Here is a 23,951-nt window from a genome sequence, read left to right on the forward strand (position 1 = left end):
CTCGGCGAGGAGCGGGATATATGCCCCTCAATCCATCCAGTCAACCACTCTTTTGAAGCCTTTTTCAATTTTTTCTGCGGAGCAGAAAACCTCAAATTCAGGCGTCAAAAACACTCAGAGCGAAACGTTTAATTTGTTTCGCACCCGAGAGCGCTTCGACTGGAGAAGAGGATCGTTGATACTCTCCTCAATCTCCGCAGTCAACCATCTTTTTCTCTTTTTACCAGAAGAACGGTTAGTCCGTTTACCCAGCGAAAGTGACAAAGAAACTCCCGTGTCGGCCTCAATAAGTGACCGGCGCGTTCGCGTCGTTGACTGAAGAAGGGGCGCTTATAAGCCTCGTACTTCTGACTCGGCAAGGGCTTTTTTGCATGAAAATGCGTTTTCTTTTCCACAGCTGTGGAGGCCGTGTGGATAAACCCTGATAGCAGGGAATTTGCGGGCCAGACGCATAACGCCCTGCCCGCCAACTTCGATCTCAGCCTGCGACAATGTACTGTTTCATCGCTTCGGCTTCGGCCTCAGCCACGGAAATCTTCTGTTTCACGAGATCTCCGATCGAAACGATTCCGACAAGCTTATCGCCATCCATAACCGGAAGGTGACGAATCCTGCGGTCGGTCATACGCTCCAGGCCGTCTTCAATAGACGTATCCGGGCTTGCCGTGATGACATTGCGAGTCATCACATCAGCGACGGTCAGCTGCAGCGCATCTGCGCCCTTCTCTGCGATAAGCCTTACAATATCCCGTTCGGACAACATGCCGACGAGTTTACCCGACGCATTCACGGCAACAGCGGCGCCGATTCTCTTGGAATCAAGAATGCGCGCGGCTTCCTGCAAATCCATACGCGGATCGAGCGCAACGATATCGCGACCTTTATCGTTGAGAATGTTGAAAAGTTTCATATCCAAGTCTCCTACCCTGACGGCCTCTTTCGGGCCTTATAGTAAGGAGAGTGCGCTTAAACGCGTTTTCAGGCAAGCCACGCGGGAATCAGGAGGCAAGCCCGGGTCCCGCGTACTGGTATTTATCACTCTATATACAGAGCGTGATGCCAAGCTGATTTTGAGGTTCGCTAAGCGGCAGAGTCCCGCAGCATTTTTGCGATCTCGTCTTTCAGCTTCATACGCTGCTTTCGCATGTCTTCTTCTGCCAGATCGCTCACGGGCTCCACCTTCGTTTCAGCCCGGTGAATATCGCGATTGATATCGTGATACGCGTCAGCCAGTTTTGCAAAGTGAGCATCACTGGTTTTGAGCTTGTGGATCAGCTCTGCAGCCTCAGGAAATTCTTCAGTCAGTTCGTGTGGTGTATGGCTCATGAAAAGCTCCCTTAATTATCCGTATAAATATTGGGAGTTTTATTGAGCCGCACCATTGGTCAAAAACGCGCAGGCCGCATAATGAGTAAGTCAGGTTCGGCGCCTGCGAGATGCGTCCCGCAATGAAACGCCCTCGAAATTTCTTAACGATAACTGATGCTTCGGAACGCAGTTTCACACGTATCTTAACTTAAAATCCGTCTTTTCCCCGTAGAAGCGATATTGAACAGGATTATCGCACGTCGAGACGGGGTGGCTTGCGGGCTGCAGATTCCTCTGCACTACGCCTCCCCCCGCGAATGGGGATTAAGTATGAAGTACAGCGCAAAGACACTCTCTGCTGGCATGATCGCAATTGCTGCGACCGGCTTCAGCATGACGTCCGCTGCACATGGACAGGCAGCACAGTTCTCCGGTCAGTTTGAAGTGCCTTATGGCATGGGGCTGGGTCTGGCTGAGACGCCTTATGATCCGACTACTCGCGATTCAGCCGGAAACCGGCTCGTCATCGACGGACGCATCATCAATTCCAGCACATATTCAACACTGGGCACCGGCATGAACACGCCCTGGGGCGCGACCTCCGGTTCCGGCATGCTGGGCTACAACATGGCTATCGGTAACCAGCTGAACGTCATCACGAACGGCAACAACAACACGATCATTATCGACAGCACACAAATCAATAATGGCAACCAGACCGCTATTCTGAACGGAGAGCAGGCTAACAATGAGTAACTTTGTGAAATCGCAGAAGCGTAACGCCACCAAGTTCGTCGCTCTCGCTACGGTCGGCGCTCTCGCGCTCGCCGGTTGTGTCAGCCCGGTAGCAGGCCCGCGCGGTAACTATACTGCGCCGATTGGCAACGCACCGGTGACAACGAACCCGACACCGTATTCCACGGCTCTGAACTGTCTTGCGAACTATGCATCCGTCAACAATCTGCGCGCACCGCGCGTCGCCGTTGGCCGTATCCTCGACTATACAGGCAAAGCCGACCTTGAAGGTGGCCGCCGCGTCACTCAGGGCGCGTCTCTCATGGCGATCTCTGCTTTCGCGAAAGCCGGCGTCAGCCTTGTCGAGCGTTTCGATACATCTGTATCCGAGCTTGAGCTCACTTATACAAACAACCGTCTCATCAGCGACGATGGTGCAAACTTCCGCGAGATTCACGCAGGCTCCATTCCGGGCTCTGACTATTATCTCGTCGGCGGCATCACCGAGATGAACTACAATATCCGTTCATTCGGTCTCGAAGCTTATGCTGGCGATCAGGACATTGAAGACCTGAACGGCACATTCACGAACCGCATGTTCGTGATCAATGTCGGCCTCGATCTTCGCCTCGTCGACACACAGTCTCTCGAAGTCGTTGATGTCATCTCTTATCAGAAGCAGATCATCGGCCGTGAAATCTCAGCTGGCGTGTTCGACTTCCTGAACGGCAACGTGTTTGACGTCGGTCTCGGCGAACGTGCTCAGGAACCAATCCAGCTGGCAATCCGCTCTGTTGTCGAACGTGCAGTCGTTGAAATGACAGCGACACTTTACGGAATTCCAGGACCGGATGCGTGCATTGGCGGCGATATGGTTACAACAACTGGCGCGTCCGGCGGCTTTACGCTGGTTCCACCAAGCATTGGCACGAACAACGCGTCTACGCGTGACGACGATGCGCGCTGGAACGAAAACCGTGACCGCGCCCTGCGCACAGCACTTCGTGGTCGCCAATAGGCGGCCACAGGCTTTACGGGCTCTGACTTAAAACACCTGAAGGAGCGCACATTATGCGCCATATCACGACCAGACTTCTGACAGGCACCGCGCTGATGGCCCTCGCCTCAGCGCCGGCATTCGCACAGGAAGTATTTCCCGATCCAGCGCCTGGCGCGGACGTGGTGGTGATTGATCAGGTCATTCTCGGCAACGTCTTTGCTGATATGAATGTCGTTATTGCAGACACAGAACCGAATGCGTCGGCTTCTGCGATTGCGACGGGCAATATCTCGACAGCTGAATCTATCGACAACGACATTGATTTCGATGGCGTCCAGCAACAGGACGGCACCGTGTCCGCGTCTACCTCCCTCACCGGAGGGTCGGTCTATGGCGGCGGCAATGGCGCGAGCAGCGAAACAACCGCTTACGGCAACTCTGCGACGACTTCGACCTCAAATGGCTCGACGTTTCATTACATCACGCAGACCAGCAATAATGACGTGAGCGCCGACTCCACGACGAACCTTCTGGTCGTTGATGGCGTCTCCGCAAACACCACGGCGGCAGCGAACGTTTCCCAGAATCACAATGTGAACGGTGAGAATCGCGGCTTCCAGACCCAGACCGGCAATGCCAACGTATCAGCCACAACGACCGGCACATTCGATACGGTGACAGATTTCGCCGCGCTCGGCTCTGTTGCGACGGGCAACTCACATCTTGCGACCGGCAGCACGACAACAAGCTTTACTGGCGCAGTTCAGACGATGGCTGACGGCACATCGGTTTCAGCTCAGGCTGACGCGACTGTGGCCTACGCCAACAATGTTGCTGCTTCAGCCAGCGCTGCTGGTAACAGCACTGAAGTCGACAATGAATGGGGCTTTGCAACGCTCGGCCGCGATGGCTCGGAAGTCTTCCAGTATAACGGTGCTGCAGTCGACGCTGACTCAGCCGTCACGCTCACCAACTGGACAGGCCCTTCAGGTTCTACGTCTTATGGCGTCGGCAACTCTGCGCTCATTTCCAATATCGGATCTGATACCGGCCTCTATGCCGTCCAGAACAATCAGGGCCAGGTTTCTGCGACGGCCAGCTTCAACGGCGGCGTATCGCCGGATGGCAGCGTCGGCTATGCGAGCGCAACTGCAATTGGTAACGCAGCAACAGCAGCCCTTTGCCGGACCTGCGGACCTGACACGACACTTTATGGCAGCACGCAGCAGCGCAATGATGGCAACATCGTCGCCAGCGGCACAGTGAATTCCGGCCTTGGCGGTTATGCGTCTGGCGCAGCCAATGCGATCGGCAACTCTTCGACCTATCAGTCGACTGCTGCGAACCAGTAATCTCTGAATATAAAAAGCGCCCGTTGAGGCGTTGGGTGAAGAAACGCTCCGGACCATTGGTGCGGGGCGTTTTTCTTTGGCCCCCGCCCTCTCGCAAGTACATACGAAAAAAGCCTCCGGTCCGAGGCCGAAGGCTTTCAAAAATTCGTTCTATCTGCGGCTGACGTTACTCGCCGAGATACTGACCGACACCACCATCAAGTGTGATAGACGTCTGTGGCAGCGGGCGCTGCACCATAACTTCACGTTCGACCGTCTCATAACGTGTCTGGATTTGCGGCTCACAGATCTCGCGCTGAACGCGGGTCTGAACCACTTTAATGCCAGGGCCATAGCGACGCAGAAGCGAACGTTCGTTACAATTACGCTGTGGAACCTGCGGCGCGCACATCAGACCTTCAAGCGGGCTGTGCACGAGCGCTTCACCAGGCGCACAGCTAAAGCCGGACGCATGTTGGAAGCTGGCCTGTCCATCAATGACTTCGCCAATCATGACCTGCATGCTCGTACCCGCCATACAGCGATAAAGCTCACCAGTGTATTCAGATGGCACAAGTTCAGTATCATCTACGCGCGATGCCGGATGCGGCGTGCCCGTAGCATCAATACATGTCGCCTGAATAGCTGCCGTTGCCATTTCGAAGATAACGCGCGGCGCGCAGATCTCTTCTTCGACTGCGATCTGCTCTTCAACGGTTTCAACGACTTGCTGTGATCCGGCAACGTTCAGGCTGAGCGTTGTTTGCGGAATTGGATCCGCCATCGGAATGTAGCTACCGTTTGCGTAGAAGGTCGTCCGAGAGTCGCGATTTGAAACATAGCCGCTCTGAGAATAACTGCCTGAGCCCTCATAAACGTACTCTGTACCCGTGCGCGCAGAGCCCGGCGTATAAACAATGTTCGGGCTCGGAATCGAAATGCCCGGCGGCGTGATGTTGTGCGACCCGCCATTACAGCAGTCTGGCGGCGGCGTGCAGCAATCGCTCTGCGCAAAAGCTGGTGCTGCCAGCGTCAGAGCTGCGAGCGCACTACCCGTCGCCAATGTGTGTCGCCATGATACATGCATGCGGCGTCTCCCTGAAAAGTCGTCTGGAAAGGCACATAAATCGTGCTTTCTTCCCCCACGACGCGAAGCTTGCACCGTTTTTATACCCCTCACCCATGGATAAACCGTTTACGGGTTGGCCCAGACTTTGCCTTTCCAGATCAGAAATCATGAACTCGAAGCCAAAGAGACACACATAATGCTAGATCGGGCAGCTCATCCTCACACGCGTGCAATTATTGATGCGTGGCGACGCCTATCCTCGAATGCGGACCAGAACACTGCTGATCCGAAAATCGAAGACTTTCCGAATCTTCTCGGCAGCCTTTTCGTTCTGCGTCACTCGGAAGATGGCATCTGGACGTTCGCCAATGCCGGTAAGGACATTCACAATGTCATCGGCCGCGAACTTCTAGACCATGACTTCCTGAAGCTATGGCGTGGACGCGACATGTCTCTGGTTGGCGCACAGCTGGATGCCGTTCGTTACGGCTCTGCACCGGGCATCATCCGTGGCCGCGCCGAAACCCTTTCAGGTCAGGTTGTCGAGATCGAAGTTGCATTGGCTCCGCTTCGCTCACCGACCACGAATGCAGACCGTATTCTCGGCCTTTATCAAATGCTTGGCGGCGAAGGTCTTCTCGCCGGCCGTCCGATCTGGCGCCACAGTGTTGGCGCTATCTTCCCGCCGGAAGCCCCGCGGGAAGAACCTCAGCTCCGCCTCGTTGCAAGCAACGAGTAGACGCTCACTTATGCGGGGGACACTACCGGCCGGCCTTTAACAGGTCGGCCGTTTTTTCTGCAATCATAATGGTTGGCGCGTTTGTATTGCCACCGATCAGCGTCGGCATGACAGACGCATCCACCACACGAAGTCCGTCAACGCCGCGAACACGCAGTTGATCATCCAGAGGCGCAGCATCGTCAGCACCCATGCGAACCGTGCCGACCGGGTGATAGATCGTCTCCGCATTCGCACGAATGAAGTCATTAATATCGGCATCTGATTCCGGCGCTTTGGCAGGCAGAACTTCCGACGCGCGGTACTCATCAAACGCAGCCTGATAGGCGATCTCACGGCTCATCTTCACAGACTCGCGCATGACCCGCATGTCTTCCTGACTATCCAGATAGTTTGCATCGATCAGCGGGTCTGCAAACGGATCTGCCGAAGTCAGTCCGACTGTACCGCGGCTTTCCGGACGCAACTGGCAGGCATGGATGGTGAAGCCATCATAATCTGCATCGCCCTTACCGTGATCGATCATAGCCGCGTTCACAAAGTGCAGCTGGATGTCCGGACGATCCAAGCCTTCGCGGGATTTCAGGAAGCCACCTGCCTGCAGGAAATTATCGCGGCCCGGCCCCTGTTTACGAAGCATATAGTTCAGACCGACGAACAGCTTTTTGATGCCGGACTGCTTGCTGTAAGCCGTGATCTTCTGCGAGCATTTATAGACCATAGAGATGTCGAGATGGTCCTGCAGGTTCGCGCCGACACCCGGCAGATCAGCCTTCACGTCGATACCCTGCGCGCGCAGATCATCCGCCTTGCCGAGGCCTGAGAGCTGGAGAATCTGCGGAGACTGTACCGCACCGGCACAAACCAGAACTTCCGCATCGGCGTAGACCTGTTCCGGCACACCGCGCTTGCCTGCTACATACTCGACACCGACCGCCTTTCCGTTCTCTACCAGCACTTTGGTGACGCGGCCCGTGGAGATAACCGTCAGGTTTGGACGCTCCAGCGCCGGACGCAGATACGCGAAACTCGCGCTCCAGCGCTCACCGTCATGAATTGTCAGCTGATACGGGCCAACACCTTCCTGCTGCGCACCGTTAAAGTCAGGCGTGTACGGATAACCGGACGCCTTGCCGGCTTCGATAAAGGCTTCATAAAGCGGCTCGCTGGCAGCGCTGGTAGAGACCTGGAGCGGTCCCTCGCCACCATGGAATTCATCTGCGCCCTTATCCAGCGTCTCGGATTTTTTAAAGTATGGCAGGACATCATCATAGCCCCAGCCATTCAGCCCCATCTGACGCCATTGATCATAGTCACCGGCATGGCCGCGAATATAGATCATCCCGTTGATCGAGGATGACCCGCCCCAGCCTTTGCCGCGCGGCCACCAGAGCTTGCGATTGTTCAGATGCTTTTGCGGCGCGGTCCAGAAGCCCCAGTTATAATCGTTCTGGTCACCGATCAGATTGCCAACACCAGCTGGCATACGAACCAGCAGTGAATCGTCTTTTTTACCCGCTTCGATCAGCGCGACCCGGATATTCGGGTCCTCGGTCAGCCGCCCTGCCAGCGTGCAACCGGCGCTGCCCGCGCCCACGATGATATAGTCATATCCCGCATTTGACTGAGCCATCTGCGTCTCTCTCCCTCATAATATTTTTCTCGATGGTAAGGCATTTCTTAGGACCAGCAAGCTAAACTGACGCGGGAGTCATCTTTTTTAACCTTGGTGGGAAGGGTTACCTAACGGCATGGCGCAGGACATAATCCTCTCTCCGCCCGGCTCTGCCGTGACGGTGCGAAAGCGCGATCGCCGCCTGAATGCGCGCGCAAAACTTCGCATACCGGTTAAGTTCATAACGGCCTCGGATGTCGAGGGTCACGGTATGACTATGAACGTCTCAACGAGTGGCGTCCACTTTCAGACGGAGACCCGTTTGCGCCATGGCGATCAGCTCGTCTGCTATTTTAAATTTCTCGGTCGGTTTGAAGGTCAGGTCGCTCGCGTCAGTGGCGATAATGTCGCCTTCGCGTTTGATATCTCCGAAGCCAAGCGAGACCGAATGGCTGACCAGATAACGTGGTTGATCAATAAGGATCGCCTCGGGCTGGAAGAAGAACGCATGGCCGAGCGCGTCGCCGCATCGGGCGATCTCACGGTCACATGTGAAGACGGGCGTACCCTCTCCTGCAATGTCATGGATATGTCGCTGACGGGTGTGGCCGTCAAAACGAAAGACGAGCGCCCGTTTATTGGCGAAAGCGTCACGTGCGGCATCCGTAAAGGCACAGTTGCGCGCTGGCTTGATGGCGGCTTTGCCGTCGAATTCACGCTATAGCGCAATAAAAAAAGGCGAGCCGAAGCCCGCCTTTTCAAAACCGTTTCCGGAAAGCTTATTTGCCGAACAGGCCTTCAACAGCTGCGCGCTCTTCACGGAGCTCAGCTTCTGTCGCGTCCATTTTCGCACGGGAGAACTCGTTGATTTCGAGGCCCTGAACGATTTCGTATTTGCCGTCTTTGCATGTGCAAGGGTAGCCGTAGATGATGCCTGGCTCGATGCCGTAAGAACCATCGGACGGAACAGCCATAGATACCCACTCGCCGTCTTGTGTGCCGAGAGCCCAGTCGCGCATGTGGTCGATAGCAGCAGATGCCGCAGACGCAGCAGAAGACGCGCCGCGTGCTTTAATGATCGCCGCACCACGTTGCTGAACGTCCGGAATGAACGTGTCTGTGTACCATGCTTCGTCAACCATCGGCTTCGCAGCGCCGCCTTTGACTGTGCAGTGATGGATGTCCGGATACTGCGTAGAAGAGTGGTTGCCCCAGATGATCATGTTTTTGATATCTGTGTTGTGCGTACCGGTCTTCTCAGCCAGCTGGCTCATCGCGCGGTTATGGTCGAGACGAACCATTGCGTGGAAGCAGCCCGGGTCGAGGTCTGGTGCGTTCTGCTGAGCGATCAGCGCGTTTGTGTTCGCAGGGTTACCAACAACGAGAACCTTCACGTCACGGCTAGCGTGATCATTGAGGGCTTTACCTTGTGGACCAAAGATGCCGCCGTTTGCTTCGAGCAGGTCTTTACGCTCCATGCCTGCTTTACGTGGCATAGCGCCTACGAGCAGAGCGTAGTCAGCGTCTTTGAAAGCAACGTTTGGATCGTCAGTTGGAACGATGCCCGCGAGTGTCGGGAATGCGCAGTCGTTCAGCTCCATGCAAACGCCTTCGAGCGCGCCGAGTGCTGGCGTGATCTCGAGGAGCTGAAGGATAACCGGCTGGTCCGGGCCAAGCATTGCACCTGAAGCAATACGGAAAAGAAGCGCGTAGCCGATCTGGCCCGCTGCACCTGTAATCGCAACGCGAACTGGTTCTTTCATGAGATATCCTCTCTAGCTCATTCTGTGGAAACGTTCTGTGCGACGGGCTTATAAGCCTGAATTGAAAGAGTCGATAGTCCTCACGAGCGCGCGCGCGAAATTTCACCTCACACGCGACAAAAGTTGAAGGAATATGAAAGAAAAAGCCCCGCCAGTGACTGACGGGGCTCTTAGGATTTACTCTTCGCCGACCAGATAGGTGTCGAGGAAACTTACAAAAGCCTCCGAGGCGGTGATCCGGTTTTCCCGTTTCGAGAAGCCATGCCCCTCATCGGGGAAGATCACGTATTCCACCGGAACGCCGTTTTCACGGACGGCTTCAACAATCTCGTCGCTTTCCACCTGCAGAACGCGCGGATCGTTTGCACCCTGCACCACCAGAAGCGGCACCTGAATATTCTCCGCATGGAAGAGCGGAGAAATTGCGCGGTGACGTTCGCCGTCGGTCGCAGGATCACCCATCTCGTCGTAGAGCGCCTCGCGGAAGCTTTCCCACCAAGGCGGGATGCTTTCCAGAGTGCGCACCCAGTTCATGACACCAAAAATATTCACGCCGACTTTGAAGACGTCAGGTTCAAACGCGAGCGCCGCACCGACCATATAGCCGCCGTAAGAGCCACCGATAATGCCGATCTGATCAGGGTTCACCCAGTCCTGTTCAGCAAGCCAACGCTCGCCATAGACGATATCCTGTAGGTCGACTTCACCATGGCGACGGTCATCCATGTGATAGAAGGTTTTGCCATAACCGGATGAGCCACGATTGTTCGCGCCCAGAACGGCATAGCCATGGTTCACCAGATGCTGGATGGTCGCAGAATAGCCTGCGCGTGTCTGTCCGCCTGGTCCGCCATGCACCCAGACGAGTGCCGGAACCGGATTTTCTGCCGACGCGCCATGCGGCACATAGAGGATGCTTGGAATTTCGAGACCGTCAAAGCTCGGATAGCGCACGATCTGTGCGTCTACGAGAACTTCTTCGTCGATGGCAGGGTTCAGCGTGTTGGTCAGTTGCTCAGCCTCGCCGGTTGCCAGATCAACAACCATAAGATTGTTTGGAGACGTGTCACGGCTCAGCATGAAGGCGATCTTTGTCTCATCCTGATTAAACCGAACGCCGCCAATCTGCCCTTGAGGAATATCGAGGCCCGGGAAATCGACATCACCGATAGCCGTGATTTCCACTTCAGTGCGGCCATCAGCATTCACGCCATGCACGCGATAATCACCTGACGGCGAGAAGCTCACATAAGAAACGTCCCAGTCGGCGCTGAGGAGTTCGGTTTTCTCGCCTGACTCGATGCCGTACTCCCAAGCCTGATTGAACTCACCGAATTCGTTCGTCGCATAGACCAGAGCCGAATTATCCGGCGTAAAGCCGTACACACCGTAGGCAATATTGCCCTCATGCTCGGTCACAAGCGTCATTTCGCCAGTGGCAACTTCATACAGGAAGACATCGGAATCAGCTGCTGTCCGCTCACGCCCCAGCGCAATGTAGGCGCCATCAGAGGACACTTCGGCCGGGCTGTAGCCATCATTGTTCTCTAGGATCATTTCGCGTGAATAGTCTTCTGCGCTATAGGCGTAGACGTCGAAGAAGCGCGGATCACGCTCATTGGTGATGACATAGAATGTACTGCCATCATCGCTCCAGCCCATAAAGCCGGCTTTGGTATTCTCAGCCGGCGTCAGATCCGTAACAGTGCCATCAAGCTCGCGAACAAACACATGGTTCAGCTCATCGCCGCCATTGTCAGCGTTGTAGAGAATGCGTTCGTCATTCGGGAAGAACGAGTCGACATAGATTGAATCGACCGTGCTATCCGTCAGCGCGACCTGCTCGCCCGTTTCGATATCGATTGTGTAGGCATTGTAGATGCCCGTCTCATCGGAGCTGATCAGGACTTTCGAACCATCCGTCGAAAATGCGAAACCGCTTGGCGATGTATTGCCGAGCGAAACCGTATCAAAGAACGCGGCCGCATCGTATTCAGGCAGTGCGGTTGCCGTTGTTTCCACCGCTTCGGCTGCACTTGTGTCGGTTGCAGGTTCGGTCGTTGTTGGCCCGCACGCAGCCAACAGCCCCAGAATGCTCACGCTTGCGAGCGCTGTCTTGAAAGTCATCTACCTTCTCCATTTCCCTGTCAGCGAGGCTATGCTGGCAAATTCGCCATGGCAAACCCTGTTTAGAAGAAAGCGAGGCCCAGCCTGAATCTCAGGCAGAGCGGCTATGGACGCCGGATTTTTGCAGGCTGCAGAATGTGATGCCCGAGGATCATTCCGCCAATATCGTGCTGGCGCAGCCCGCCGCCCGGCAAATCATCATCGTCATCATCATAAGGCAGCCGCATCACGGCAACGCCCATGGTGACCGACGCAATGGTGATCGTCATCAGGAAGATGAGCGCAAACGCCGCCATCCATTTCACATCGGATGACATGATCAACGTCCGAAGGCTCGCAATATCCAGCGCCAAAATCACGAGCACACCGGCAAGCGCGATGACGAATCCGAGCAAGGCGTGGAATATCAGGAATTTAACGAGCTTGGGCATGAGCTCACCTTTCGGCGAACACACTACCACGGTCTGCGCCAGCCCTCACTGGCGCAGATTGCCTCGGGCAAATCAGTCGGTTTTTGGACGGAAGGCGAGCATCACATTGCCTGCCCCTGCCCCGAACAGGCCATAGCCCGAATTCATAATGAGGAGCCCGTTGGTTGCGATGATGGAGGCATTATCAATAGCCGCACCATGAGCCTCGACACCGTTCACCGTCTCGAATTCGCGGGCCGTGCTGTACTGCCAGACAAGTTCTCCCGTGTCGCGGTTCAGCACATAAAGAATGCCATCAAGGCCACCCGTCACGACATAATCACCAATGACTGACGGTGCACCGGAAAGCCCATAGAGCGCAGCGCAGCGCGGCATCAATTCGCGCTCTTCTTCTGTACAGCTGGCTTCGACATGGAAAGCCCAGTCAATCTCGCCGGTTTCGAGATTCACTGCGTAAATCCCCGGCTTGATGTCATCTGGAACCGTCTGGTCCGGCAGGTCACGACCCGGAAAAGAGATTGGCGCGTAAACGTGTGTCTCATCGGCGGCGATGCCCCAATGGATACCGCCGCTTGGCCCGCCCGTGCCGATATCGCGGCGCCAGACTACCTCACCGGAGGCGGGATCAAGCGCCCAGACCGTTCCGGACTTCTGGCCGCCAATCAGAAGCTCACGGCCTGAAGGCGTCGTGGCCAAGATGGTTGATGCGCCAAAGTCTACGTCACGGAAAACCGTTTCCGTGCGTGGAACACAGTTGAGTTGTTCCTCGCTCCGGCAGCCCACAAGGAAGATATCGTTCGCCGTCGCCTGATAGGACCAGTTGATGTCACCTGTATCGAGGTCGACCGCGATCAGCGCATCTGTATTCGGATGCGCTGGCGGAGAGGTCGCCTCACCCGTACCAACATAAAGCTGGCGGCGCTCCGGATCGATCGAAGGCGAATTCCAGATCGGCGCGCCAGATGGCCCGAGCAACATCTGGCCGTCGCCGCGATCCCGCACCGGTTCGGCATCCGGCATTGTGTGCATTTCCCAAATGCGCTCGCCTGTCATTGCGTCGAGCGCGACCACGCCGCCATGCGTCGTGCAGCAGAGGTGAGCATTGTTTGCGCCTTGCATGATCTCCGCCTGTGAGATCGGCACAAACACACGGTCTTCGAAGAGAACCGGCGTGCCGGTTATCATTGAACCACCGAACAGACCGGCTGGCGCTTTCCAGACAAGCTCGCCCGTCTCGGCCTTCAGCATGTGAACATCGCCCGCCCGATCACCAACGAACACTGCCTCGGTTCCATCTGGCAGCACGCCATAAGCTGCGCTGGAGCGGAGCGTCATATCCGTATCGTAAATCCACTCAATGCACGGCGCTTCGCCGCCAATATCAAAAGCGAACAGGCGCTGGTCGCTCTCACCCACGGGTAGGAAAATAGACGTACCGACGACAGCGGCCTGAGAGCGCATGGAAACAGCACCCGGGAAGCCCACAGCCCAGGCCAGTTCCAGATTTTCAAAATCTTCAGCCTCAAGACCGGCCTGCTGATAGCTGAGCTGGCGTGAATTATTGAGGTCAAAACCGAATGTCGTGACAGTCGGCGTCGCACTGAGGGATGGCGCGGCGCGATCTGCCTCGCACATCATGGCCCCTGTCCAGTTCGTCTCTACCGGACCGGCGCGCCCGAGATAATCAGCAACCGCTTCCAGTTCGGCGGAGGAAAGCATCCCGCCCTGCGCACTCATAATGCCGGACACGAGCGCAGCGCGAACCTGCGTCCGGTCGAACTGATTCAGAGCATCCATGCTTGGTGCGCGCGTCACTTCACTATTGTCATGGCAGGCGGCGCAATACTCTTCATAGACAGCCGCGCCCGGATGCGGCGCATCACCTTCGCTTTGAGCAAAAGAGGCAGGCGCAATACAGCACAGGCTGAGGGCGGTGAGCCCTTTGAAGAGATGTTTCATTTTTCCTCCCTGATCGCTCTGCGGCGATACATATTGTGATACTGAGCTATCACGAGATTTCTCCATTGCAAATTCTTCCGCTGCGTGACGCATGGTTAGCGCTTGCAACATGCGCGGCATGAACTAGTGTTAGCGCCAATAATCAGTTGGACCCGCGGGAGAGGTTTTATGCGTTTTGAAGGATCAGATAACTATGTGGCGACAGACGACCTACAGGTCGCAGTCAACGCTGCGATCACGCTGGAGCGCCCTCTTCTGATCAAAGGTGAGCCGGGCACGGGTAAAACCGTCCTCGCGATCGAAGTCGCTAAGGCGCTCGGTACAGAACTGATCGAATGGCACGTTAAGTCTACGACCAAAGCGCATCAGGGCCTCTATGAGTATGACGCCGTATCGCGTCTGCGTGACGGCCAGATGGGTGACGAGCGCGCGACAGACATTTCCAACTACATCAAAAAGGGCAAGCTCTGGGAAGCATTCGAAGCTGACAAGCGCCCGGTCCTGCTCGTAGACGAGATCGATAAAGCCGACATCGAATTCCCGAACGACCTCCTCCAGGAGCTCGATCGCATGGAGTTCTACTGTTACGAGCTCGACAAAACGATCAAAGCGAAACAGCGCCCGATCATCATCATTACGTCGAACAATGAGAAAGAGCTTCCAGACGCGTTCCTGCGCCGCTGCTTCTTCCACTACATTAAATTCCCTGACGACCAGACGATGCGCGACATCGTCGAAGTCCACTATCCGGGTATCAAACAGAAGCTCGTTAAAGACGCGCTGCAGACTTTCTACTCCATGCGCGACCTTCCGGGCATGAAGAAGAAGCCGTCTACGTCAGAACTGCTCGACTGGCTGAAGCTCCTCATGAATGAAGATGTGGACCTGGATACGCTGAAAGAGCAGAACCCGGACAAGCTGACGCCGCCACTTCATGGCGCGCTCCTCAAGAACGAGGCAGATGTCCAGCTGTTCGAGCGTCTGGCATTCCTCTCACGCCGCGAACGCCGCGGTCCTGAAGGCTGATCTGAAAGGAGCAGCAGGTGACAAAAAAATTCGTCGATGATCTGGCGGCTCTCTTCGCCGTTTTCTTCTCGATTTATCTCGCCTGCGTCCTCGCCTGGCATCTTAATGTTTATTTCTTCAGCGCCGGTTAGCTGGCGCTGAAGCACGGTATTTTGGAACCGTGTAGCTACAATTCCGTTTTCTCCTCATCGCAAAAACGCGTTCTGATTACAGGAGACGGAAATGGCTAACAACAATTCCAATAGCGGTAATGGCGCAATTTACTTCATCGTTGGCGCGCTCGTCGCAGTCGTCGCCGCATTCGGTGTCTATTATTTCGGTGGCCTTGAAGGCACGCCTTCTGACAATGCAGACTTCTCCATTTCTGTGAATGAAGACGGCATCGAAGTTCGCGAATAGCCGGACTTTCGAGCTAGAAACTGATAAGACGGGTCGTCCACACGGACGGCCCGTTTTATGTTTTTCGATAAATCTGCTTGCGTTTTCCGAATAATCAGTTATATTGTTTTTCAATAAGACTTGTTTGAAAGGCAATACAATGAACGTCCGATATAATGATGGTTATGACTCATACGACTATGAGCGCCGTTATGATCGTCGTCGCCACGCCTTCCGCGATTACGGCGATGACAGAGCAGAAGATGGCGTCGCAAGCCGCATCCTTCTGATCGTCCTGGCTATTCTCATCCCACCCCTCGCAGCATTCCTCGTGACCGGTTTTCGTGGTCACTTCTGGCTGAACCTGCTGCTCACCATTCTGTTCTATCTGCCCGCGCAGGTGCACGCAGTCTGGCTGGTTATGGATCGACGCTAACAGCGACCACACAGCGCCCGTATTCCACGGGCGCTCCTTCGTATTCGCACCCTGCGGGTTAGGACTTGGCGAAATGCGCCATTCCTGCGAAAAAGGCCTATGACCGACTCACATCTTGATTGCGCTCCGACTGATGTCGACGAAGCTCTGAATGAAGCAGAAGCCGTATGCGAAGCACGCGGCGCGCGTCTGACAAAGATCCGTCGCAAGGTTCTCAGCCTCATGCTGGAACACCGCGAGCCAGCAAAAGCCTATGACCTGCTTCAACGCCTGGATGGCGAAGGGGCAGCCAAGCCGCCGACGGTTTACCGCGCGCTCGAGTTCCTTCTGGAAATGGGTCTCGCCCACAAGATTGAGAGCCTGAACGCCTATGTTGCATGTGGCCATTGGGGCCATAAGCACATGGCAGTCTTCCTGATCTGCGATAACTGCAAGGCCATCTCAGAGCTGCATGCAGATAAAACCCATGCTGCGCTGGATGAAGAGGTTCAGGCCGCAGGGTTTGATCGCACATCCAGCGTGATGGAAGTTCACGGCAAATGCGCGAATTGCGCGGCCGCGGCCTGATTCCCGACTGAATGACACCCCCTATCCGTACAGCACTGGCAGGGTTTGGCCTTGCCGGTCGAACTCTTCATTCTCCGCTTCTTAAAGCTGCCGGCTTTGATGTCCGCCACATCCAGACGAGCCGCGCGAGTGAAGTTGCTGAAGTCTGGCCTGACGCAGTTGCGGTTGCCACGTTTGACGATCTGATCAAGGCGAAACCTGAACTGCTCGTCATTGCAACGCCGTCCTATCTGCACGCCGACCAGACACGCCAAGCGCTCGAGGCTGGTATTCCTGTACTCGTCGACAAACCTCTTGGGGTTACGGCGGAAGAAGTCGAAACACTGGCGGAGCTGTATGAAACGACGGGCACGCCGCTCACTGTTTTCCAGAATCGCCGGTGGGATGCAGATTTCCTCACCCTGAAACGCGCCATTGATAATAACGAGATTGGCAGGCCGGTACGCCTCGTTTCCGCATGGCACCGCCATCGCAATGAAGTTCGCGATCGCTGGCGGGAAAAACCCGGGCCTGGCTCCGGCGTATTCATTGATCTCGGCGCCCATCTGATTGATCAGGCTGTGACGCTATTCGGCCCACCAGAATGGATTGAGGCGGATATCTGGTCAGCGCGTAGCAATGCGCCAGACGCGGTGGATGACAGCTTCCTAATCAATTTCGGATATCCGGATGGCCTGCGCGTACAGCTTTCTTCGTCTTCGCTCGCCGCAGGCCCATCGCGGGAAATCCGCCTCGATGGCACCAAAGCAAGCCTCAAAATGGAAGGCATTGATCCGCAGGAGCCTCAACTCCGCGATGGTATTCCAGCCGATGCCCCAGCTTTTGGCCACCCTGATGGGCACCTCTCCGGCAAGCGGCACATGCCTGATGGCGCCAGTGAAGACCTCACTATCGAAACCGGAAACTGGCTGACCTTCTATCAAATGCTTGCAGAAGCTTTGCGCTCCGGTTCTCCCCTGCCCGTTCTGCCGGATCAGGCGGTTATCACAGCCCGGCTGATCGACCTTGCAAGGGAAAGCGCTACCACCCGGTAACCGCGCGAATAAATTAGCTACCTGCCGCGACGCGAGCTGTAGGCAAATCACATCACCCCCTCTACAGTTGTCCGATCAATCAGCACCAAAACTGAAATCAACGCGAGGGAACCAGCATGATCGAGCTCTATCGAGGCATCACCAACACATGGGAATGCGATGAGATGGGGCACATGAATGTGCGGTTCTATGTGAACAAGCAGACCGAAGGCCTGCATATTCTGGCTCATGCGATTGGGCTGCCGAATGCGTTTACGCCGGAGAATTCCTCCACACTGGTGCCTGTAGACCAACACATTCGCTTCATGAAGGAAGTTCATCCGGGTCGACCAATCTATATGGTGGGCGGCGTACTTGATGTGACCGAGACAGAAGTCGTTCTATATCAGGAGCTTATTCACGCTGTTTCAGGTGACACGGCAGCAGCCTTCCGCACGCGTGTTCGCCATGTCGAATCAAAGACGCTTCGCGGCTTTGCCTGGAAGGATGAAACACTCTCAGCCTTTGAAAAGCTGCGCGTAACGCCGCCAGACCATACGGCGCCGCGCTCGCTTGATCCTAATGGCCCATGCCTGCCGGACAATGAAGCCGTCGCCTCGCTTCCGGAGAAGCTGGGCGTGCCGGTGATTGGACGCGGCGCAGTTCAGATCCAGCATTGCGACTCACATGGCCGTATGATGCCGGAACACTTCATCGGGCGCGTTTCTGATTCTGTTCCAAACCTCATGGCGGCATGGCGCGATGAAGTTGCTAAAGCCGCCGAAGCCAAAGGCGAAAAGGTACGCTCTGGCGCTGCCGTGCTGGAATACCGCCTGAAATACCGAGCATGGCCGAAAGCTGGCGATGTTGTCGAAGTCCGCACGGGCCTCGGTAAAGTCATGCCAAAGGTCCACAGCCTTGTGCACTGGATCATGGACCCGCGCACTGGCAAGGCATGGTGCACCTCAGAGGCCGTCGCCGTGACCTTTGATCTGGACACCCGCAAAGTAATTCAGGCTAATCCGGAGCATATGGCTCTGCTGGAAGAGCGAGCCGTGCGGGGCCTGACCATCTAGCCCCGCAGTCTGCGCGCCGATTAGTAATCCTTGTGACGTTCCACCCATGAAGCGAAGGCATTCATGAAAGTCGTCAGGAAGGATTTGGTATCATCACTGACGATCTCACCGTCCTCAGAGAGCAACTTATTGACCTGACCGATATAGGCCTCAGGCTGCTGTAGAGTTGGCATATTCAGGAAGACCAGAGACTGACGCAGATGGTGGTTAGCGCCGAATGCTGCCAGAGCCCCCGGTGATGCCGTGACAATCGCTGCCGGCTTCTTGTCCCAGACGCTCTGGCCATAAGGCCTTGATCCGACATCCAGCGCGTTCTTCAGCGCGCCCGGAACCGACCGGTTATACTCCGGTGTGAAGAACAGAACGCCTTGTTTGGTCTTTATCGTGTCGCGAAACCGCGTCCACGCGTCGGGAACATCCGCTTCCAAGTCTTCATTGTAGAGCGGCAGATCACCGATTGTAACGAACTCGAACGATAAACCGTCCGGTGCGAGCGCTGTCATCGCCTCAGCGAGCTTCCGGTTCAGCGATTCCTTTCTCAGGCTACCTACAAGGACCGCAATCTCAAAAGTCTCACTCATTTTCTAATGCCTTTCATGTAACATTGTTCGTCTTGCAAACGTCTGAAAACATGTGGGGTTTCATGCATTTGAGCATAGCAGCCACGCTCCGAAACCTGATCACACCTTAGTGATGAAATACGGCTTCAAATCATGATGCCCTTACTGATGTTCCGACCTACCGCAGAGTCATCATTGACGCCTCCCCCGCCTTCAAAGCATGCTCTCTGAAAACATCATTCTGGGAGGAATAATTGGCCGGAGATCTTTATCTGGCAGGTGTACGGACGAGCCAGTCCGAGCATCTTGCAAACGCCCGTCGCATTGCGGCCGATATGGTTTCACGCGGCGTAGAACCGAATGATTCTGTCGCGGTCCTCCTTCGCAATGACACGATGATGTTCGCGTTGATGGAAGCGTGCCGCATTGTTGGCGTTCGCTTTGCGCTGATCAACTGGCATGCGGCACCAAAGGAAGTGAAATACATCGTCGAGGATTCGCAGTCGAAAATCCTCTACGGGCATTCCGATCTTTTGCAGCCCGTCATGTCTGAATTGAGCACAGACCTGCCCGTCATCGCGTTTCCCGTGCCGGAATGCATCCAGCTGTCGTATGGCGTAGATAACCGCAGCCCGGCTGGTACGATCAGCCTCACAAAGCTACTGGCATCGACAGATCAGTATGAAGGCGAAGCCCAGAAGCTGCGCGGCATGTTCGCCTATACCTCAGGGTCCACCGGCCGCCCGAAAGGCATTAAGCGCGCCTTCAATGAGGACGGGCCGGACAGGTGGGATGCCTTTCTTGGCCTCTGTCGAAACCTGATGGGCGCGCAGGATGGCGACCGGTTCTATGTCTCTGCCCCGCTCTACCACAGTGCACCGAACACGCTTTCCAGTTTCTGCCTCGCAGCGGGTGACGTTGATATCTTCGTTGACCCGAAATTTGATCCTGAAGGCTTCCTCCAGACCGTTGAGAAGTTCGGCATCACCCACGCCTATATCGTGCCGACCATGTGCATCCGGCTTCTGAAACTGCCGAAGGAAGTACGCGAGAAATACGATGTCAGCTCGCTCCGCTTCACCATTTCTACCGGCTCGCCCTGGCCGATTGAGGTGAAGAACGAGATGATCGACTGGTTCGGGCCGATCCTCAACGAATCCTATGGCGCGAGCGAGATCGGTTTCATGACCCTGATCAGCTCAGATGAAGCCAAAGCCAAGCCGGGCTCTGTAGGCAAAATCCTGCCAGGCGGCACGGTGAAAGTGCTGGATGATGACTTCAACGAAGTCCCGACGGGCGAAGTCGGCACGCTCTACATCCATCTGCCAACCTATGGCGATTTCGAATACACGAATCAGGATGGCAATCTGGACGGCCAGCGACAGGGCAATCTCTCAACCGTTGGCGATATGGGATATGTCGACGAGGGCGGGTACATTTTCATCTCCGACCGGAAGAAGGACATGATCATTTCCGGCGGCGCGAACATCTTCCCTGCGGAGATCGAAGCAGAGCTGATTCTTATGCCAGAGATTGCCGACTGCGCGGTGTTTGGTGCGCCTGACCCGGAATTTGGCGAATTAATCGTCGCTGCAGTCACCTGCCAGCCCGATAAGTCGGTCACGCTTCAGGATGTAAAAGCCTGGCTGGAACCGCGTCTTGCGAAGTTCAAAATCCCACGCAAGCTGGATGTCCATGATGAACTGCCACGTCAGGATAGCGGCAAGATTTTCAAGGCTAAGCTGCGCGCGCCATATTGGGAAGAAGCTGGCCGTAAGGTCTAACCCAGAGACGCCATTTCCTCATCCGTGAACACGCGGGATCGGGTGAGGAAGCGCTTCTCGCGGCCATTGTCCAGGCTGAACATGCCGCCGCGTCCCGGCACCACATCCAGAATCAGCTGCGTGTGCTTCCACGCCTCAAACTGCGAAGCTGAGATATAGACCGGCACACCATCAATCTCGCCAAGCTTCACGTCGCTCTCGCCGACTTTGAAATCATCAGCGGGATAGCACATCGGGCTGGAGCCATCACAGCACCCGCCTGACTGATGGAAGAGAATCTCCGGATGATCTGCTCTGATCTCGGCGATAAAGGCCTTTGCCGCATCGGTTGCGCTCACGCGGTTTGGCTGATCAGTCATTCTCTTCCTCCTGCTTTATCTTTTACAAAAAGTCTCCCGATGCGCCTGCAGATGTAACAGCACCGGCCTCCACATCGGGAGCAGGCGAGAGACAGTTAGAACGCGACGCTGAACGACGCGACAATGCGCTCGTCAGCCGCGCCGCCGAGATAGTCGGCATCGGTATCAATATAGCGGATATCAAGGGTTACGTTGCCAGCAACACTGCGTGAGGCACCGATATTCCAATGTGTGTAATTGCCCGTGCTGTTATCCAGCATCTGATGGCCAACCGAACCGGAAATGGTCCAGTTTTCTGACACCGGCGTGCTGGCATTCACTTCGATGTGCTGGGCGCTTGCTTCGGTTGCGAAGAAGTCGTCCGTAATCATCGCGGTGATGCCTGCGGAAAAACCGCCAAAGTCATGACTGAGAGCCAGCTTCAATTCGACCGTATCAAGATCAAGACCAGATGGCGCATCAAGATATCCATAGCGGACAAGACCGATATCAAAGGTCGTGCCGTAGGCGATTGGCGCCGCGTAGCCGACCCAGAAATCATATTCAGTGTCGATGCCTGCAAAGTCGACATTCTCAATGCCTGCACCAGCATAGAAGTTGCCGTAAGATGCGCTGACGGCTGCGAACACTGCCGGGTCACCGGCTGACTGTTCTACGCCGCGCCAGATATATTCTGTTGCGCCGGTCAGCGAGGCTGACCATGAAATTTCATTTTGTTCTGCGTCCTGAGCATTCGCTGCGCCGCTGAAACCAAGTACGCAAGCTGCGCACGCCCCGATCAGTGTTTTTGTTACTCTGTACAACATGGGATGAGACTCCTTTTCCTCCCGAGGTATTTTTTCCTCTTCAGTCTCTCGCCTAAGAATTGTCCGGTGCTTCGCCCCTATCCGAAGGCAAACGGGGACTCCCGACTGATCATTGAGCGTCAGCGCGTGAAGTCAGAAATTGTCTGAAAAAAGAGTGGCAGGCCCTTAGCTAAGCAGACGCCGACTGCTTCAAGGGAGGGAAGGAAACGTCAGTCAGCCTAACGTCTGAGAGCCTGCCAGTTCAGTGGTAGTTCTTAGAAGAAGCCCAGCTTCTGTGGCGCGTAGCTCACGAGCATGTTCTTCGTCTGTTGGTAATGGTCGAGCATTTTGGAGTGGTTCTCACGACCGATGCCGGACTGTTTGTAGCCTCCGAACGCTGCGTGTGCAGGGTATGCGTGGTAGCAATTTGTCCAGACACGACCCGCCTGAATGGCGCGGCCGAAGCGGTAGCAAGTGTTTGCCTCACGGCTCCACACACCAGCGCCCAGACCATAGAGCGTGTCGTTCGCGATGGAGAGCGCTTCTTCATCGTCCTTGAAGGTCGTGACCGACACAACAGGACCGAAGATCTCTTCCTGGAAGATGCGCATCTTGTTGTGGCCCTTCAGGACGGTTGGCTGAACGTAATAGCCATTCGCTAGTTCGCCGTCGAGATTCGCAGCTTCACCACCGATGAGAACTTCCGCGCCTTCCTGACGACCAATGTCGAAATAAGACAGGATTTTCTCTTTCTGCTCGGAAGAAGCCTGCGCACCAATCATGGTGTTGATGTCGCGCGGGTCACCCTGAACGATCTGCTCAACGCGTTTCAGAGCACGCTCCATGAAGCGGTCATAAATGTTCTCGTGAATGAGTGCGCGTGACGGACAGGTGCAAACCTCGCCCTGGTTGAGCGCAAACATAACAAAGCCTTCAATCGCCTTGTCGAGATAGTCATCGTCGGCGCGCATCACGTCTTCGAAGAAGATGTTCGGAGACTTACCGCCGAGCTCCAGCGTGACCGGAATGAGGTTCTCAGACGCGTACTGCATGATGAGACGACCTGTTGTCGTTTCACCCGTGAAAGCAATCTTCGCAATGCGAGAGCTGGAAGCCAGTGGCTTACCAGCCTCAAGGCCGAAACCGTTCACAATGTTCAGAACGCCAGGCGGCAGAAGGTCAGCGATCAGCTCGGCAAAAACGAGGATTGTTGCCGGTGTCTGCTCTGCTGGCTTCAGAACAACGCAGTTACCTGCCGCGAGCGCTGGCGCCAGCTTCCATGCTGCCATGAGCATCGGGAAGTTCCACGGAATGATCTGGCCGACAACGCCCAGTGGCTCGTGGAAGTGATACGCGACTGTGTCGTGATCGATCTCGGAAATGCCGCCTTCCTGCGCACGGATACAGCCGGCAAAATAGCGGAAGTGGTCAACCGCGAGCGGCATATCAGCTGCCATGGTTTCACGGATCGGCTTGCCGTTATCCCAGGTCTCACATGTGGCGAGAAGCTCGAGGTTCTCTTCCATACGGTCTGCGATACGGTTCAGAATGTTGGCACGCTCTGTTGTTGATGTGCGTGCCCATGCATCTTTCGCAGCGTGTGCCGCGTCGAGTGCAGCTTCGATATCAGACGCGTCCGACCGTGCGATCTGACAGATGACACCGCCGGTGACCGGAGATGTGTTGTCAAAATAGCGGCCCGCATTCGGCGCAACAAACTGGCCGTTGATGAAGTTGTCATAGCGGGATTTGAACGGTGACGTGTACTTAGCGTCGCTTGAATGAAGCGTGTCTGCCATTTTTTCCTCCAGAATTGCGCCCATCATGAGATCGGGGCGTCTGGAGATATGTCTGACGGAACGTGGGCGACCTGTCAGCGGGGGTGAAACA

Annotated in this window: 25 protein-coding genes; 13 read left to right on the forward strand and 12 right to left on the reverse strand. The window is 55.6% G+C overall.

Translation table 11 applies throughout. The features are described 5' to 3' along the window. Nucleotides 1-319, forward strand: a 319-nt coding sequence (locus tag P1U45_RS14570; protein WP_301059733.1) for a hypothetical protein, incomplete at its 5' end; no start/stop codon positions are given. Nucleotides 320-478: 159 nt separating this feature from the next. On the opposite strand, the gene P1U45_RS14575 is transcribed toward P1U45_RS14570, so the two are convergent. Beyond that, the gene (locus P1U45_RS14575; RefSeq protein ID WP_293608593.1) at nucleotides 479-910 is read right to left on the reverse strand and encodes a CBS domain-containing protein; all 432 of its coding nucleotides are present in this window, start codon (nucleotides 908-910) and stop codon (nucleotides 479-481) included. A gap of 170 nt (nucleotides 911-1,080) precedes the next feature. Continuing rightward, on the reverse strand, nucleotides 1,081-1,326 hold the full coding sequence (locus P1U45_RS14580; RefSeq protein ID WP_301059734.1) for a YdcH family protein: 246 nt from the start codon (nucleotides 1,324-1,326) through the stop codon (nucleotides 1,081-1,083). Nucleotides 1,327-1,638: 312 nt separating this feature from the next. Between P1U45_RS14580 and hfaA the strand changes: the two genes are divergently transcribed. From hfaA to hfaD, 3 genes are read left to right on the forward strand one after another with little or no spacing between them, the layout of a single operon-like run. Continuing rightward, nucleotides 1,639-2,064, forward strand: coding sequence for a holdfast anchoring protein HfaA (gene hfaA / locus P1U45_RS14585; RefSeq protein ID WP_301059735.1), 426 nt, complete (start codon nucleotides 1,639-1,641; stop codon nucleotides 2,062-2,064). Further along, entirely contained in the window at nucleotides 2,057-3,061 is a 1,005-nt protein-coding gene (hfaB, locus tag P1U45_RS14590) for a holdfast anchoring protein HfaB (RefSeq protein WP_301059736.1), read from the forward strand. The genes hfaA and hfaB overlap by 8 nt, the downstream gene beginning before the upstream one ends. A gap of 53 nt (nucleotides 3,062-3,114) precedes the next feature. Then, a complete protein-coding gene (hfaD, locus tag P1U45_RS14595) occupies nucleotides 3,115-4,395 on the forward strand; it encodes a holdfast anchor protein HfaD (protein ID WP_301059737.1) in 1,281 nt (426 codons plus the stop codon). Between the two features lie 166 nt (nucleotides 4,396-4,561). Here the strand turns inward: hfaD and P1U45_RS14600 are convergent, their stop codons facing one another. Beyond that, nucleotides 4,562-5,461 (reverse strand): hypothetical protein, encoded by a 900-nt coding sequence (locus tag P1U45_RS14600; protein WP_301059738.1) that lies wholly within the window; start codon nucleotides 5,459-5,461, stop codon nucleotides 4,562-4,564. 178 nt (nucleotides 5,462-5,639) lie between these two features. Between P1U45_RS14600 and P1U45_RS14605 the strand changes: the two genes are divergently transcribed. Beyond that, nucleotides 5,640-6,182, forward strand: a complete 543-nt coding sequence (locus P1U45_RS14605) for a PAS domain-containing protein (protein WP_301059739.1) — start codon at nucleotides 5,640-5,642, stop codon at nucleotides 6,180-6,182. A 22-nt stretch (nucleotides 6,183-6,204) separates the two neighbouring features. Here P1U45_RS14605 and P1U45_RS14610 read toward each other — a convergent pair whose 3' ends face one another. Further along, on the reverse strand, nucleotides 6,205-7,815 hold the full coding sequence (locus P1U45_RS14610; RefSeq protein WP_301059740.1) for a choline dehydrogenase: 1,611 nt from the start codon (nucleotides 7,813-7,815) through the stop codon (nucleotides 6,205-6,207). Nucleotides 7,816-7,933: 118 nt separating this feature from the next. Between P1U45_RS14610 and P1U45_RS14615 the strand changes: the two genes are divergently transcribed. Further along, a complete protein-coding gene (locus tag P1U45_RS14615) occupies nucleotides 7,934-8,521 on the forward strand; it encodes a PilZ domain-containing protein (protein WP_301059741.1) in 588 nt (195 codons plus the stop codon). A gap of 55 nt (nucleotides 8,522-8,576) precedes the next feature. Here the strand turns inward: P1U45_RS14615 and P1U45_RS14620 are convergent, their stop codons facing one another. The 4 genes from P1U45_RS14620 to P1U45_RS14635 form a co-directional block, all read right to left on the reverse strand. Further along, on the reverse strand, nucleotides 8,577-9,560 hold the full coding sequence (locus P1U45_RS14620; RefSeq protein ID WP_301059742.1) for a malate dehydrogenase: 984 nt from the start codon (nucleotides 9,558-9,560) through the stop codon (nucleotides 8,577-8,579). Nucleotides 9,561-9,737: 177 nt separating this feature from the next. Further along, entirely contained in the window at nucleotides 9,738-11,687 is a 1,950-nt protein-coding gene (locus tag P1U45_RS14625; protein ID WP_301059743.1) for an alpha/beta fold hydrolase, read from the reverse strand. Nucleotides 11,688-11,791: 104 nt separating this feature from the next. After that, the gene (locus P1U45_RS14630) at nucleotides 11,792-12,118 is read right to left on the reverse strand and encodes a hypothetical protein (protein WP_301059744.1); all 327 of its coding nucleotides are present in this window, start codon (nucleotides 12,116-12,118) and stop codon (nucleotides 11,792-11,794) included. Nucleotides 12,119-12,190: 72 nt separating this feature from the next. Beyond that, entirely contained in the window at nucleotides 12,191-14,077 is a 1,887-nt protein-coding gene (locus tag P1U45_RS14635; protein ID WP_301059745.1) for a PQQ-binding-like beta-propeller repeat protein, read from the reverse strand. Between the two features lie 168 nt (nucleotides 14,078-14,245). On the opposite strand from P1U45_RS14635, the gene P1U45_RS14640 reads away from it, so the two are divergent. The 6 genes from P1U45_RS14640 (at nucleotide 14,246) to P1U45_RS14665 (ending at nucleotide 18,573) form a co-directional block, all read left to right on the forward strand. Then, entirely contained in the window at nucleotides 14,246-15,103 is an 858-nt protein-coding gene (locus P1U45_RS14640) for a MoxR family ATPase (protein ID WP_293608606.1), read from the forward strand. Between the two features lie 222 nt (nucleotides 15,104-15,325). Next, complete coding sequence (locus P1U45_RS14645; RefSeq protein ID WP_301059746.1) at nucleotides 15,326-15,502, forward strand: hypothetical protein; 177 nt, start codon at nucleotides 15,326-15,328, stop codon at nucleotides 15,500-15,502. Between the two features lie 139 nt (nucleotides 15,503-15,641). Further along, nucleotides 15,642-15,917, forward strand: coding sequence for a YqaE/Pmp3 family membrane protein (locus P1U45_RS14650; protein ID WP_051134882.1), 276 nt, complete (start codon nucleotides 15,642-15,644; stop codon nucleotides 15,915-15,917). 99 nt (nucleotides 15,918-16,016) lie between these two features. After that, entirely contained in the window at nucleotides 16,017-16,484 is a 468-nt protein-coding gene (locus P1U45_RS14655; protein WP_022696244.1) for a transcriptional repressor, read from the forward strand. Nucleotides 16,485-16,495: 11 nt separating this feature from the next. Then, the gene (locus P1U45_RS14660) at nucleotides 16,496-17,518 is read left to right on the forward strand and encodes a Gfo/Idh/MocA family oxidoreductase (RefSeq protein ID WP_301059747.1); all 1,023 of its coding nucleotides are present in this window, start codon (nucleotides 16,496-16,498) and stop codon (nucleotides 17,516-17,518) included. Nucleotides 17,519-17,634: 116 nt separating this feature from the next. Beyond that, nucleotides 17,635-18,573, forward strand: coding sequence for a thioesterase family protein (locus P1U45_RS14665; protein WP_301059748.1), 939 nt, complete (start codon nucleotides 17,635-17,637; stop codon nucleotides 18,571-18,573). Between the two features lie 20 nt (nucleotides 18,574-18,593). Here the strand turns inward: P1U45_RS14665 and P1U45_RS14670 are convergent, their stop codons facing one another. Next, nucleotides 18,594-19,154, reverse strand: coding sequence for an NAD(P)H-dependent oxidoreductase (locus P1U45_RS14670; protein WP_301059749.1), 561 nt, complete (start codon nucleotides 19,152-19,154; stop codon nucleotides 18,594-18,596). A 233-nt stretch (nucleotides 19,155-19,387) separates the two neighbouring features. On the opposite strand from P1U45_RS14670, the gene P1U45_RS14675 reads away from it, so the two are divergent. After that, complete coding sequence (locus P1U45_RS14675) at nucleotides 19,388-20,917, forward strand: AMP-binding protein (RefSeq protein WP_301059750.1); 1,530 nt, start codon at nucleotides 19,388-19,390, stop codon at nucleotides 20,915-20,917. Here the strand turns inward: P1U45_RS14675 and P1U45_RS14680 are convergent. The 3 genes from P1U45_RS14680 to adh all read right to left on the reverse strand — a co-directional run bounded on the left by P1U45_RS14680 (nucleotide 20,914) and on the right by adh (nucleotide 23,860). Beyond that, nucleotides 20,914-21,276, reverse strand: coding sequence for a DUF779 domain-containing protein (locus P1U45_RS14680; RefSeq protein WP_293608611.1), 363 nt, complete (start codon nucleotides 21,274-21,276; stop codon nucleotides 20,914-20,916). The genes P1U45_RS14675 and P1U45_RS14680 overlap by 4 nt on opposite strands. A gap of 95 nt (nucleotides 21,277-21,371) precedes the next feature. Then, a complete protein-coding gene (locus tag P1U45_RS14685) occupies nucleotides 21,372-22,082 on the reverse strand; it encodes a TorF family putative porin (RefSeq protein ID WP_301059751.1) in 711 nt (236 codons plus the stop codon). Between the two features lie 254 nt (nucleotides 22,083-22,336). Next, complete coding sequence (gene adh, locus P1U45_RS14690; protein WP_301059752.1) at nucleotides 22,337-23,860, reverse strand: aldehyde dehydrogenase; 1,524 nt, start codon at nucleotides 23,858-23,860, stop codon at nucleotides 22,337-22,339. Nucleotides 23,861-23,951 lie beyond the last annotated feature (91 nt).

This window comes from Ponticaulis sp. (assembly GCF_029210165.1).
Classification (GTDB): domain Bacteria; phylum Pseudomonadota; class Alphaproteobacteria; order Caulobacterales; family Hyphomonadaceae; genus Ponticaulis.

Excerpts from the sequence above, each read along its gene's own strand:
- P1U45_RS14580 (WP_301059734.1), bottom strand. The coding sequence starts at position 1,326 with ATGAGCCATACACCACACGAACTGACTGAAGAATTTCCTGAGGCTGCA.
- P1U45_RS14575 (WP_293608593.1), bottom strand. The coding sequence starts at position 910 with ATGAAACTTTTCAACATTCTCAACGATAAAGGTCGCGATATCGTTGCG.
- P1U45_RS14620 (WP_301059742.1), bottom strand. The coding sequence starts at position 9,560 with ATGAAAGAACCAGTTCGCGTTGCGATTACAGGTGCAGCGGGCCAGATC.
- P1U45_RS14605 (WP_301059739.1), top strand. The coding sequence starts at position 5,640 with ATGCTAGATCGGGCAGCTCATCCTCACACGCGTGCAATTATTGATGCG.
- hfaB (WP_301059736.1), top strand. The coding sequence starts at position 2,057 with ATGAGTAACTTTGTGAAATCGCAGAAGCGTAACGCCACCAAGTTCGTC.
- P1U45_RS14630 (WP_301059744.1), bottom strand. The coding sequence starts at position 12,118 with ATGCCCAAGCTCGTTAAATTCCTGATATTCCACGCCTTGCTCGGATTC.
- hfaD (WP_301059737.1), top strand. The coding sequence starts at position 3,115 with ATGCGCCATATCACGACCAGACTTCTGACAGGCACCGCGCTGATGGCC.
- P1U45_RS14660 (WP_301059747.1), top strand. The coding sequence starts at position 16,496 with ATGACACCCCCTATCCGTACAGCACTGGCAGGGTTTGGCCTTGCCGGT.
- P1U45_RS14680 (WP_293608611.1), bottom strand. The coding sequence starts at position 21,276 with ATGACTGATCAGCCAAACCGCGTGAGCGCAACCGATGCGGCAAAGGCC.
- P1U45_RS14640 (WP_293608606.1), top strand. The coding sequence starts at position 14,246 with ATGCGTTTTGAAGGATCAGATAACTATGTGGCGACAGACGACCTACAG.
- P1U45_RS14645 (WP_301059746.1), top strand. The coding sequence starts at position 15,326 with ATGGCTAACAACAATTCCAATAGCGGTAATGGCGCAATTTACTTCATC.
- P1U45_RS14685 (WP_301059751.1), bottom strand. The coding sequence starts at position 22,082 with ATGTTGTACAGAGTAACAAAAACACTGATCGGGGCGTGCGCAGCTTGC.
- adh (WP_301059752.1), bottom strand. The coding sequence starts at position 23,860 with ATGGCAGACACGCTTCATTCAAGCGACGCTAAGTACACGTCACCGTTC.
- P1U45_RS14665 (WP_301059748.1), top strand. The coding sequence starts at position 17,635 with ATGATCGAGCTCTATCGAGGCATCACCAACACATGGGAATGCGATGAG.
- P1U45_RS14615 (WP_301059741.1), top strand. The coding sequence starts at position 7,934 with ATGGCGCAGGACATAATCCTCTCTCCGCCCGGCTCTGCCGTGACGGTG.
- P1U45_RS14600 (WP_301059738.1), bottom strand. The coding sequence starts at position 5,461 with ATGCATGTATCATGGCGACACACATTGGCGACGGGTAGTGCGCTCGCA.
- P1U45_RS14610 (WP_301059740.1), bottom strand. The coding sequence starts at position 7,815 with ATGGCTCAGTCAAATGCGGGATATGACTATATCATCGTGGGCGCGGGC.
- P1U45_RS14655 (WP_022696244.1), top strand. The coding sequence starts at position 16,017 with ATGACCGACTCACATCTTGATTGCGCTCCGACTGATGTCGACGAAGCT.
- P1U45_RS14650 (WP_051134882.1), top strand. The coding sequence starts at position 15,642 with ATGAACGTCCGATATAATGATGGTTATGACTCATACGACTATGAGCGC.
- P1U45_RS14635 (WP_301059745.1), bottom strand. The coding sequence starts at position 14,077 with ATGAAACATCTCTTCAAAGGGCTCACCGCCCTCAGCCTGTGCTGTATT.
- P1U45_RS14670 (WP_301059749.1), bottom strand. The coding sequence starts at position 19,154 with ATGAGTGAGACTTTTGAGATTGCGGTCCTTGTAGGTAGCCTGAGAAAG.
- P1U45_RS14625 (WP_301059743.1), bottom strand. The coding sequence starts at position 11,687 with ATGACTTTCAAGACAGCGCTCGCAAGCGTGAGCATTCTGGGGCTGTTG.
- hfaA (WP_301059735.1), top strand. The coding sequence starts at position 1,639 with ATGAAGTACAGCGCAAAGACACTCTCTGCTGGCATGATCGCAATTGCT.